Origin of the sequence: Pseudoalteromonas sp. ESRF-bin5 (assembly GCF_002632075.1) — a bacterium.
GTDB lineage: Bacteria > Pseudomonadota > Gammaproteobacteria > Enterobacterales > Alteromonadaceae > Pseudoalteromonas > Pseudoalteromonas marina.
This window is the reverse complement of sequence record NZ_NTLW01000316.1, coordinates 1-12,607: the sequence shown is the minus strand read 5'-3', so window position 1 is coordinate 12,607 and position 12,607 is coordinate 1. Positions and strand designations below refer to the sequence as shown.

Sequence of the window (12,607 nt, the reverse complement as noted above, 5' to 3'; positions counted from 1 at the left end):
CACAAAGGCTGGTTTGCGGAATACTTTGAACAAGGAAGCGGCGAACTTACAACACATTGGGATAACGCCCCTTTCGATAAAGATTTCTACCTTATATTAAACCATGCAGTGGGTGGAGATTGGCCTGAAAACGTTAACAACCTAGGTATTGATGCAGACGCATTTGCACAAGGCCAAAGCTTTGAAATTGATTACGTTCGAGTATACGAATGTGCATCAAACCCAAGCACAGGCAAAGGTTGTGAAACAGTTCGCCCAGGTTACGACAGCCTAGACGACGCACTTGTAGAAGGTGCAGCACCTGTACCTACCCCACCAAGCGACGGCGTAGCCCGAAACCTTGATGTATTTAACGGTAACCTAGACGCTAACTGGATTGCATGGGATTGTTGTGGCGGCACTGTACCAGAGGTTATTACTGATGCAGACAAAGGTGACGCTGTTAAATTTAATATAAATGATAACAACGGAACTGTGCTTGGCTTCTCTACGCGCGGTGGTCACTTTCCAGACGACTTTACAGGAACATCGTCTCCATTTGATGCATCCCCATTACTTGACTTAAACGGCCGTTTAACGTTTGACATGAAAGTGGTAACGCCTCCAACGTCAGATACTACATGGATACTTAAAGCAGAGGCAGGTGACGGTGGCCCAAATACAGGCGACGTACCATTAAGTGAAAGCAATGAAGGTGTAACACCTGTAACTGGTCAATGGCAAACATATACCTTCCCATTATCACTACTTCAAGAAAAAGGCTTAGATTTAAGCGCAATTGATGTGCTTATGGTATTCCCGGCATGGCAAACAGGTGAAGGTGCTGAGTACCTTATTACTAATGTAGCAATTGAAGGTGACTTGGGTGCTTCTCCTGAGGTTGTTTTATTCGACAACGGACAAAGCTTAGATTGGCCTATGTGGGATTGTTGTGGTGGTTCAACCCCAGTTGAAGCTTTAGACGACGAAGAGCACGGTTTGACTGCAGAATTTAGCATTGGTGAAGCGCCTACAGTAATGGGCTTTAACACACGCACTTCTGCAGGCGGAAGCGGCACACCATTCGATGCGACTAGTATTTTAGAAAATGGCGTTCTGCAGTTTGAACTAAAAGTAATGTCAAACCCTAACAACCCTGACTCAACTTGGTTAATGAAAATAGAATCAAATGAGGGTGACTCAGCAGTAGAGCTTCCGTTAACAGACGCAGGTGACGCGCCAGTTGCAGGTGAATGGAAAACTTATACCTATACCTTAGCCGACCTAGCAGGTGCAGGCCTTGATGTTAGCGCGATAGATGTTGTCATGATTTTCCCAGCATGGGGCACGGGTGAAGGCGCAGTTTACCGTGTAGATAACGCTAAAATTTATGACCCAAGTGCAGCATCTACTGCAGGAAGTGAAATTACAATATTCCAAGATACTGCTGCAGAGCAATGGAGCATATGGGATTGTTGTGGTGGTTCAACACCTACTGAGGAAACAGACGATAGCGATCACGGTACCGTTGCTGAATTTGTAATTGGTTCAGCGCCAACTGTTATGGGCTTTTTAGCCGATGAAGGTGTTTCTTTTGATGCCTCGTCTATCCTTGCAAATGGGGTTGTACAATTTGAAATGAAAATGGTGACTCCACCAAACGCAACAGACGCTCAATGGTTATTTAAAATTGAATCAACTGGCGCTGCGTCTGCAGTGGAGCTTCCTCTTGCAGAAAGTGTTGAAGGTCAAGTACCGGTTATTGGTCAATGGCAAACGTACACATTTACATTGCAATCACTTTTTGACGCCGGTTTAGACATCAGTGATATCAACGTGTTAATGGTTTTCCCAGCATGGAGTACGGGTGAAGGCGCGGTTTATCGTATCGATAACGTAATTATCGCAAACCCGTAGAACAACCATTGAATGGTAGGTGCCTCTAAATAGGCATCCACTAACTGTAATAAATTTAGAAAAGCAGAGCAATTATGAACACATTCACTTTTAAAAAGAGCCAGTTAGCAGCTTCTGTGTCACTTATCATCGCTGCAAGTACATTTAATTTAGCCTATGCAGCAGAAGAAAATACTGCTGAGCCTGAACTAGAAATCATTGAAGTAAAAGGTATTCGCGGATCATTAATCCGTTCAATGGATGTAAAACGAGATGCTTCTGGTGTAGTTGACGCCATCTCAGCTGAAGAAATGGGTAAGTTCCCAGATACAAACTTAGCAGAATCATTACAACGAATTACTGGCGTATCTGTCAGCCGCTCAAACGGTGAAGGTAGCCAAATTACTGTTCGTGGTTTTGGTCCATCGTTTAACTTGGTAACACTTAATGGTCGCCAAATGGCGGGAACAGGTTTTACACGCTCATTTAACTTTGAAAACTTATCATCAGAAGGTGTAAGTTCACTTGAAGTAATGAAAACTGCACGCGCTGATACACCAACCGGTGGATTGGGTGCAACTGTAAATATTGTTACCGCAAAACCATTACAAAAGCCTGGTGAGCGCTTTTCTTTTATGGCTAAAGGTATTCACGATACATCTGTAGAAGAAGGCGATAAAGTAACACCTGAAATTGCAGGTATCTACAGTAATACCTTTGATGACGAGCGTTTTGGTGTGTCGGCTAACTTTTCATATCATCGTCGTGATTTTCAACGACAAGCAGCAAATGTTCGCTCTTGGTTAGTTAATCCAAATCTCTCGGTTGATGCAGCTAATATTGTTGATAACCGCCCAATGGATGCTGAAGGTAACCCGGCTAAACAATTCTTTGACCCAAACGCTGGGGAAAATGGTGAATTTGTTTCAGCCGCTTTCTTTCCGCAAGAAGTTAGTTTTGCAAAAGATGACATTCAACGTGAGCGCTTAAATGCGCAAGCAACATTTCAGTTTGCGCCAACAGATAACCTAACCTTTACGCTTGATCATACGATTTCACAAGCAACGACCGGGAATAACTCATTGTCTTGGGGTATTTGGAACGGATCGTTTGGTGGTAATGCCAATGCTTATGAACTTGATGAAAATGGCACAGCTGTTTATTACAACTCTGCAGGTGACGATGCATCCTTTACTGCATTTCGTGAAACATCAGAAGTAGATTCAAAAGCAACAGGTATTAACGTTGAGTGGTTAGCAACCGAAAACCTGAGCTTTAACTTTGATGCGCATACATCTAAAACAACGACCGATAATGGTAAAGATCCTGGCTTAGGCGCTAACGCACGAATCATTTTAGGCTCGGCAGACATTTCAACTAAAGAGTACTCTTTCCGTGAAGGTGACGTACCTGGTTTTAATGTAAATTGGAATAACGGCACGCAAGAAGTTGACCCAAACCAAATTGGCTCTAACTTTAGTATATTTACAAGAACACCCGGTGAATCAGAAGTATCTCAAGTACAACTAGACGGTAAACTATTTACTTACACTGACATTGGTTTAGAAACAGTAAAATTTGGTGCTGCATACACTAAGCAAACACTTAGTGGCTGGGGTGGCTCTAATAATGCCAATGCACCAGGCTTTAATAACGGTACATTTGCTGAGATATTCCCAGATAGTATGTTCGAGCGAGTTGATTTAAGTGGCTTTCTTGACGAGTTTTCATTTGGTCCTAACGGTGTAGCGCCAGGCTATGCTTACACTTATGATCTTGATGAAGCATTTGCTCGCCAAAGCGCTTTTTTAACTGAAGACGTAATAGGCAGTGATGTTTACCAAATAGGCACCTTTGATGGCTTCCCAACTAACAAAGTAGAAGAAGAAACAATCAGTGTTTACCTGTCTACAAATTGGGTGTTTAACGTTAGCGACTACGATGTTTTTGTAAATTTAGGCCTTCGCTACGAAGAAACTGACATTGTAAGCCCAGCTAAAAGCCGTGTTGCTCAGCAAGTATATTGGGCAGGTGGTTCTGAGTGGCTAACTGAATTTGCCAGTGGCGGCGAATTAGTTGAGGTTGATTACAAAGGTAATTACGATCTTCTTCTACCTATGATAGATGTAAAAGTCGACCTTTCTGATAACTTAGTGTCACGTGTATCTTGGGGCCAAACAATCACACGCCCTACCCTTGGCGACATGCTTGGCAACTTAAGCTTAACACCGTCACCTAAGTTAAATTCAAGAAGCGGTAGCCGTGGTAACCCAAATTTACAACCGTTTAAATCAACAAACTTCGATCTTAGCCTTGAATATTACTACAATGAAGGTAGCTACGCTGCAGTGGGTATGTTCTGGAAAGATGTAGATAATTGGATTGATAACACGCAAGTAACAACCACGTTTGAAGGCCTGCATGATGTTTATTTAGGTCAACGCTGGAATAATGCAGTAACCGCAATTGAAGGACGTGGCGAGCAGGCAACTGACTCTGCTATCTATAATGAGATTGTGGCAAATGGTGTAGGAATTGGCGAAAACAACCGTGTACTTCCTGACTCAGCAACTGATCCATTAATAGAGTGGACAATCAACTCACCAGAAAACGTAGGTTCTCGTAAAGTAAATGGTGTTGAGTTTGCGATACAGCACTTATTCGGCGAGTCAGGTTTTGGCGCTGGTTTTAATGCCACTATTGTTGACGGTGATGTAGAGTACGACAACTATTACCTTGCATCTCAAGCTGTATTAGCTGGCCTGAGTGATTCTGCCAATCTACAAGGTTTTTACGAAAAAGATGGCTTATCAGTTAAAATTACTGGTGCATGGCGTGATGAATACCTAATTGCGCAAGGCCTACCAGATTCGGGTGCTACGGCTCCTCCACAATATGCTGAAGAATATTTACAGTGGGACATTAGCGTTAACTACGAAGTGAATGAAAGCACTACCGTATTCTTTGAAGGCGTTAATTTAACAAACGAGACAGAGCGTTCGTTCAGTCGTTTTGAAAGCCAGTTCTTAAGTGCTGCACAATACGGACCGCGTTATGCATTTGGTTTTAGATACTCAATGGGTAACTAAACTTAAATAAATACCAAATAAAAACCGCTCTAAGAGCGGTTTTTTATTTTTGAGCTATGGGATGCGCTTAATCTGCTCTAATAGTATATTCGTTGTCCAATCAACGCCGTTATACGCAATATCTGGCTTGTAAAAATCACCTGCCCCTCGCGCTCTATTTACATATACTTTATTTGGCACTACAACTTTACCTAAGCCTGAAGGTAAATCGGCTAAACGTACCTCCATATACATCGAGTCAGCGCTACTGGGTGCACCAAACAACGTGGTATTTTCAAAAAGCTTAAACTTATCAAGCGCATCTAAACAAGCACTAGCGCATTGCGGCGGCACTATAACAAACACCTTGGTTTTAAAGTCACTCACTAACGGCTCTTCTGGTAGGATATTTAGCGTAGTAGACTCTCGTTATACATAAGATGGATCACCACTTTTAAGCGATAAAGCCATGCCCGCAGCTACAGCTTTAAGTACTTTAAATATTTCGGGTTGATCTTTTATTATGTCCAATAGAGACATTGCATGATACCAAACAGACTGCTGCAAATTTAACCTAAAGGTCAACAGACCCTAATCATTTAATGCTTGAGTAAACGAATCCATTCATCGGGGTTTGCTATAATAAAATCATAAGTATCTTCATTTTCTAAGGTGATTGTTATTGCATCGCTTGTTAGTGGTAAAATGCCAGCACCTGTACCTACTGACTTTTCAATTTTTACGATTGCGCTGCGTGTTAAAGTATAAGGTCCTAAACCAGCACGTTCATTGTATGGCTCAAAACGTACCTCACCTTGCGTTACATAAAATTTACCATCGGCTTTTGCCACACCGCTTTGGTACGTAGCAGTAGATGATTTGAGTATTTCATTGTTCATTCGGTTTTCCTGCTGATTGATAAATTTACTTTTATAAAATGTATGCACCTTAATACGTTATATAATTTTGTGTTGTGAGGCAATTAATTTGTACCCAAAAAGCAAAAAGTTAGCACGGCGTCTCTTTAAAAAAATTTTCATTAATCTTGGTACAAACCTTGATACCTAATTAATATCAAAACGAATTACAGGTACGGGTTATGGCGAAATTTTTTGGAATTTATTATGCATCTGGGCTAACTCAACATCATGATTTTATTATTAATAAATTTAAAGCTGAAGATGCTAAAGTAAACAGTGGCACAATAAACGAAGTACATGAACAGGCTCTTTACTTAGCTAGTTTAGATTATGAAACCTTTGGCCCACATGCTTTTTTGCAAACAGATTCGCATATTGCAACACTGGTTGGTCACCCACTTTTAAGCGCGAACCGAAATAATGATTTAAACACCCTAAACTCACATTATACCAATGCAATGCTTACAGAATGTGAAGGTGTTTTTTGTATGGCACGGTATAACAAGGTTACGAATGTATTAAACTTAGTTACCGATTCCCTTGGGGTTCGCCCTTTTTATTATATGTATTATGAAGGTGCTTTTATTTTTAGTACCCAATATAGCATACTCAAAAACTTAGGCTTACCACTTACCTGTAATCACGAAGGAATGATGGAATATGCAACACTTGGGTATTACCTATTTGAGAATACCCATTACAACGAAATTTCGTGTATTCGCCCAGGAACTCGCCTAGAAGCATCATCTAACGGGGTTACTAAAACACAGTATTTTGACTGGTGCAGCTTTACTAAAAATAATGATAATTACGAAAAAACACTGCATAGCTTAAAGCAAGACCTATCTAACAATGTAAACAAATATATTGATAACGATAATCACGTGCTCACTACGCTATCGGGTGGATTAGACTCAAGGTTGATTGCGTGTTTACTTAAAAGACAAAATGTAAACATCACCGCCCTTAATTTTTCACAGCACCAAACACAAGACTTATACTGCGCAACAGCGTTCGCAAAAAGCCAGAAAATTGAGCTTGATGTTATTCGTGTTAACGATACGCAGGCAAAAACAATTGAAGACAGACTAGGCGAGCATTGGTTAAACGGCAAACATCCAGACCACCCTAAAGTAACACGTCCTCGTTTAGCATGGTCTGGCAATGGTGGAAGTGTTGGGCTGGGTGTTATTTACTACTCAGATGAAGTTTACGAAGGGGCTTTAACACAAGAACCTGAGCACCTTGCTGACGCTTATTTATCGCAACAATTTGCTTATATCCCCAAATCAATAATCCATAACGCTGATAAAATGCAAGCCAGACTAAAAGCTAATATCGTAACTTCATTAAAAGAGTTTGGAGATATTCCTCTTGAAAAAGCTTACTATCTGTTTTTATTACTTAACGATCAGCATCACCATTTAGCCATTCCATTCGAAAAAGTGGACGAGTATCAAATGGATTTTTGCCTGCCCTTTTATTCCTGGAAAGTACTTCGACATGTTTTGTCGCAACCAACGTCACAAGTAAGAAAGCATCGCTTTTATCATGATTTTCTACGCTATGCATTCCCCGAAGCCCTAGATTCGCCTTGGCAAGCATATCCTGGCCATGTTCCATGTTTATTACCAAAAGAAGGTATTGATCAATGGCAAATTAAACGCCCCAAGCAGTTTAAACCCACTAAGGTGTACCAAATTTTCAGTCAGTTAATGACAAGCCAACATAAGCAGTTAGTTAACCTAGCCTCGTTTAGTGCGGTTGCGTTACTACATGCTTCTGGCATTAAAAGCTATAACGATAAGCTAAAGGTTTTTGAAAATATGCTTAAGCGGTAACATTAAAACACCTTGCTGTAGGCCTCTACTCAAGGTGTTTTAAGCAAGCTGTTTTTATTTAGTTGGTGGGAACCATACGCTAACAATTTTGCCATTACGCACTTCATACACCGTAACGGCAAACATATCATCTCTACCGTCACCAAGCCTAGTTAACCGCTCATAATCAACAACCACAGGCCCATTCACAATTCGATTTTCAAGAATCACTTTAAATGATTTTGGCGCTGTTTTTAAAAACTGATACGCTTTGATTAAGCTTTCTTGCCCAATAATGTCAGGAGCGCCTTCTTGGCTATTTTTAATTTTTATATCTGCCGAGTGACAGTTTGCAAATAGACCTATATTTAGTGCGTTATAAGCCTCTAATTGCGCTTGCACTACTTGTTCAGGAGCGGTACTTGCCGAGCACGCTGACGCATCACTCGCATAAAAGAGGCTAAATAACATTAGCATTGAGACAGCTTTCATAACAATAAACATCCTTGAAAATGACTACGAAAACTTAAAAAATACAATACTAGCAAGCAAAACAAACACAACATAAAATATAAACAGCTTACCAGCTTGGCGATGCTTAATAGCAAGCCTACACACTCTTTTATCGGTCGCACCTTTTAAGTGATTTAAACCATCCCCTGAGACGAACATTATGGGAATCATTAAAAATTTTGGCTGCCCAAGCGCTTGCCATATTTCAGGCTCAAACATTTTAACTGCTTGATAATATTTATATTCAGCAATTACTGCGCGAGCCATAAATAATGCCCATAGCAAAATAACAATTGTTATAATCATTTGCTTAGCTCCTCAATACTCTAAAAGTAAGTATTCAATCAAGCCTAAATTAAAAACACGAACTTTAATTAATAATTTTTGTGCAAAACACGTCCAAACATAATAACGTAACCTCCTTATTAGCCAAATCAATACATATATTAGCGATAAAACCTAAACTTTTTATTATGTTTAACAGTTCAGTATGTTAATTTGTGTAGTGTAGTTTTACGGCAAAGAGTAGTTAATGAGTAAACAAATTCGGTGGACCTTAAAAAGTATTGCCAAAGAGTTAGGTGTGTCTAATGCAACGGTATCTAATGCATTTAATCGACCAGATCAGCTCTCAGAAAAACGCCGAGAAGCGATACTCAAAGCCTGCAAAGAGCTTGGTTACTTTGGCCCAAATAAAGCAGCACAATCATTAAGAAACGGTACATTTAACATTGTCGCTTTGGTGCTACCCGACAGCGTTGAATACATGGTATCAGACCCAGTTGCCAGCAGCTTTATGCGAGGCGTGACTTCTGTACTCGAAAAAAACAATATTAACGTTTTATTGTTCTCTGGTAGTAACAATAACCTCAATAGTGTTGTTGATTTTGTAGATGGTTTTATTTGCTACGGTCGCCCTCGTAACCACGCATTAGTAGAACAACTTAAAACTACGCCAAAACACGTCGTCACAGTCGATTTTGACATTAACCGCAATGCGTCGGTTAACATTAATAACGAACAAGCTAGCTACGAAATTGCCAAGCATGTTTTGCACAATATAAACGATAAGGTCGCCATTCTAGGGCTAAGACTTCTCGATGAAAACGTATTATGCCGCGTTTATGAACATCACGAGTTTCAAACCGGAGAGTCAATTTCTCATCAGCGTTTACGTGGCTATCAACGTGCATTAGTTGAGGCAAATATTAGTGTTGCTGACGACCGCATTTGGAACATACCTGAAAGCAGTGAGCGCTTTGCTAATATAGCTGCAAAAGAAGTATTATCAGCCTCACCTCGCCCTAACGTTATTATCTGTATGAGTGATTTAATTGCACTCGCCACAATGCGAGAGGCAATCAAGCAAGGTATAAAAATTGGAAAAGACCTACGTATTGTTGGATTTGATGGGATTGATGAAGCAGCACGGTTCGTGCCTAGGTTAAGTACTATTCATCAAAACAGTGAAGAAAAAGGCGTAATTGCTGCAAACTTATTTATTTCTAAAGAAAACAAAATACAAGAAGTCAGCTACGAACTCGACATTGGTGCCAGCAGTTAATAAAAAAGCCAAGCTAACTAGCTTGGCTTTTTGTTAAGCAAAACTCTATTCGTTACAATAAAGAATCTAAACTTATCGATGTTTCTTCTTCACCATTTACTTGCGTTATGAGGGCGGTTCTTGCTTCAAAATCAACACTTAATGAAATAGATTGCTCACCAAGTTGCCATGTTAAACAACACATACTGCCTTCACCTTGCGCTGAAAACTCCCCAGAAAACGCTGGGTGTTCATTTCGGATTTTAATCAGTTCAATTAAACCTTTTACAACGGCCTTATCGAGTGATTCGCTTATTTTATCTGCATTTAAATATGGGCGGTTAATATCACGGCCAACATTTGTTTTAGCTAAAAGCTCCATGTCGTTTTCGCATGCAAATAAACCACCGTAGTAAACTTGTGGAACACCTGGTGCAAAAAACTGAATGGCGCGAGACAATAAATAATCAAAATCTTTAGCCCCCAATGCATTGTAATAAGTACAGTTAACTTGGTACAAATCAACATTACTGGCTGCAGCCCCAGTTGCTTGTCGGCTTTCGTTATTACTATTTGCATGCATTGTTTCAACAAGGTTATCAATTTGCTCAGCGTTTAATAAACCTGGTTTGTCGCCCATTGGCCCAGCATCAATAATACCAATGCCATCATGTGTATCGAGTACAGTTAAACAGTTACGTGGTGATATTTTTAGCCACTTTAAAAGTGCATCAACGTCGTTATTAAACAAGCTATGTAAAATAAGCGGCGGCAGTGCAAAGTCATAAACCATGTTAACGCGTTTAGCCACTTCAACCTGAGTTTGATAATGGCTGTGTATTTCAGCAATTGTTTCCATACCTAATTCATTTGCTTGCTTAGATAAGTTATCTAAGTAACCAAACGTTTCATCTAGCATAAAACAGTTAGTACCCGCTTGCTTAATAGCGTAACCCGCTGCATCTAACCGAATAATATTTACATTGTTTGCAGAGAACTTGGTGAGTACATTATTTAAATACGCAACGCCAGCCTCTACCTTTACATTAATGTCAATTTGATTATCGGTAAATGTAGTCCAAAAATCATACGTTTCACCATCACCACATTTCATTGGTGTAAAACAACTACCAGGGCGAGGACGATAAATTGCTTTTTGCTCTGCGTCGCTCATGCCATTTGGAAATACGTCTTCTTTGGTTAAAAACAAATCCCAAAATTCAGAGGCTTTACCTTTAGCAAGCACATCCTGAAACTGAAAAGATTGCGCCGAAACATGGTTAACAATTAAGTCAGCCATTAAATCATGGTTGTTACCAAGCGCTTTGATGTCCTCCCAAGAACCTATTCTTGAATCTACTTCACTATGGTCTATTGGGTCAAAGCCAGCATCACTGCCGTCAATTGGGTTATAAAATGGCAACAAATGCACACCGCCAAATACGCCTTTTAAAGATCCATTTAAAAGTGTAGTGAGTGCATTAATGTCTTGGCCAGTGATTCGATCAGCATATGTGATCAATTGAACTTTGTTTTGCATCATTGTGTGATTACCATGTTGAATCTTAATCGATTAAGATATATCTTTAACTAGAGAGTAAGAATTTACAAGTAATTTTTAAAAATTTTACATACAAATATCGTTGCATGAATAATACTTCACTAAGTAACTAACTGACTTAGCGCGTATTAGTCTGCATTTAACGAGGATTAAATAAAATGACAAAACCACACACACAAGTAAGCAGCGATCCGTTGCGACAAATACGCTGGCTCACATACATGATGTTTTTTATGTTTGCCATGACCTCTGATGCGGTCGGCATGATCATCCCTGAGCTTATAAAAGACTTTGGCTTGAGTATGACCCAAGCCAGTGCCTTTCATTATGCGCCAATGGCTTTAATTGCTTTTAGTGGACTATTTTTAGGCTTTTTAGCCGACAGCCTTGGACGAAAGCAAACCATTATGCTGGGGTTACTCATTTTTTCTGCAAGTTGTTTTTTATTTGCAGTAAGTTCTAGTTTTAATTTTTTCTTGGTACTTCTTTGCTGTATTGGTTTGGCAATCGGTTTATTTAAAACAGGTGCATTAGCTTTATTGGGTGATATTTCACACAGTAACGAAGAACACACCAAAACAATGAACAAGGTAGAAGGCTTTTTTGGAATAGGTGCTATTGTTGGTCCTGCACTGGTAGGTGTTTTACTCGTTCAAAATGTTAGCTGGACATACCTTTACATTATTGCTGGTGTTATGTGTTTGATCCTTGCGCTTCTGGCGTGGCGCGCAGATTATCCGCCAGTTGTAAAAACAACCGAAAAACCCGCTTCACTTGCCACCACCATGAAAATGATTAAAAACCCTTATGCACTGGGCTTTTCAATGGCTATCGCACTATACGTAGCAACCGAGGTGGCTATTTATGTATGGATGCCAACACTATTACAAGACTACACAGGTTCATGGCCATTACTTGCAACCTACGCATTAACCATATTCTTTATACTTCGCGCGGCGGGTCGTTTTATAGCGGTATGGTTACTAAATCGCTTTAGCTGGCAAGGCGTAATGACCTACCTAAGCCTTGGCATAGCACTATGTTATGTAGGCACATTAATTGGCGGTGTAGATTGGGCCGTTGGATTGCTTCCGCTTTCAGGTTTATTTATGTCAATGGTTTACCCTACTTTAAACTCTAAGGGCATTTCCTGTTTCCCTGTTCAACAACATGGTGCTGTAGCCGGCGTTATATTATTTTTTACCGCATTGTCAGCAGCATTAGCCCCGCTTTTGATGGGCATGATCAGTGATTACTTTGGTCATGTGCGTTACGGTTTTTACTTAGCAACTGGTTTTGCAGTTATT

The 12,607-nt window shown here is 40.1% G+C and carries 9 protein-coding genes and 1 pseudogene; 5 read left to right on the top strand and 5 right to left on the bottom strand.

The window, feature by feature from the left end; genetic code table 11:
* Together BCG07_RS19185 and BCG07_RS19180 are read left to right on the top strand one after the other, a co-directional pair.
* On the top strand, nt 1-1,896 hold a 1,896-nt coding region (locus BCG07_RS19185; RefSeq protein ID WP_286891565.1), incomplete at its 5' end, for a glycoside hydrolase family 16 protein.
* Nucleotides 1,897-1,970: 74 nt separating this feature from the next.
* Nucleotides 1,971-4,964, top strand: a complete 2,994-nt coding sequence (locus BCG07_RS19180) for a TonB-dependent receptor (RefSeq protein WP_008131855.1) — start codon at nt 1,971-1,973, stop codon at nt 4,962-4,964.
* A gap of 54 nt (nt 4,965-5,018) precedes the next feature.
* Here BCG07_RS19180 and BCG07_RS19175 read toward each other — a convergent pair.
* Nucleotides 5,019-5,480 (bottom strand): annotated as a pseudogene (locus tag BCG07_RS19175) (S41 family peptidase); the annotation flags it as partial.
* Nucleotides 5,481-5,542: 62 nt separating this feature from the next.
* Entirely contained in the window at nt 5,543-5,842 is a 300-nt protein-coding gene (locus BCG07_RS19170; protein ID WP_008130696.1) for a hypothetical protein, read from the bottom strand.
* Nucleotides 5,843-6,042: 200 nt separating this feature from the next.
* Here BCG07_RS19170 and BCG07_RS19165 point away from each other — a divergent pair, with 200 nt between their 5' ends.
* The gene (locus BCG07_RS19165) at nt 6,043-7,704 is read left to right on the top strand and encodes an asparagine synthase-related protein (protein WP_286891562.1); all 1,662 of its coding nucleotides are present in this window, start codon (nt 6,043-6,045) and stop codon (nt 7,702-7,704) included.
* Nucleotides 7,705-7,758: 54 nt separating this feature from the next.
* Here the strand turns inward: BCG07_RS19165 and BCG07_RS19160 are convergent, their stop codons facing one another.
* A complete protein-coding gene (locus BCG07_RS19160; RefSeq protein ID WP_008127799.1) occupies nt 7,759-8,175 on the bottom strand; it encodes a nuclear transport factor 2 family protein in 417 nt (138 codons plus the stop codon).
* Between the two features lie 24 nt (nt 8,176-8,199).
* Nucleotides 8,200-8,502: a hypothetical protein gene (locus BCG07_RS19155; protein WP_008127797.1), complete on the bottom strand. Its 303-nt coding sequence runs from the start codon at nt 8,500-8,502 to the stop codon at nt 8,200-8,202.
* Nucleotides 8,503-8,728: 226 nt separating this feature from the next.
* Between BCG07_RS19155 and BCG07_RS19150 the strand changes: the two genes are divergently transcribed.
* Nucleotides 8,729-9,760, top strand: a complete 1,032-nt coding sequence (locus BCG07_RS19150) for a LacI family DNA-binding transcriptional regulator (protein WP_006792638.1) — start codon at nt 8,729-8,731, stop codon at nt 9,758-9,760.
* A gap of 52 nt (nt 9,761-9,812) precedes the next feature.
* On the opposite strand, the gene gtfA is transcribed toward BCG07_RS19150, so the two are convergent.
* The gene (gtfA, locus tag BCG07_RS19145; protein ID WP_243533867.1) at nt 9,813-11,282 is read right to left on the bottom strand and encodes a sucrose phosphorylase; all 1,470 of its coding nucleotides are present in this window, start codon (nt 11,280-11,282) and stop codon (nt 9,813-9,815) included.
* 176 nt (nt 11,283-11,458) lie between these two features.
* Between gtfA and BCG07_RS19140 the strand changes: the two genes are divergently transcribed.
* On the top strand, nt 11,459-12,607 hold a 1,149-nt coding region (locus BCG07_RS19140; RefSeq protein WP_286891557.1), incomplete at its 3' end, for an MFS transporter.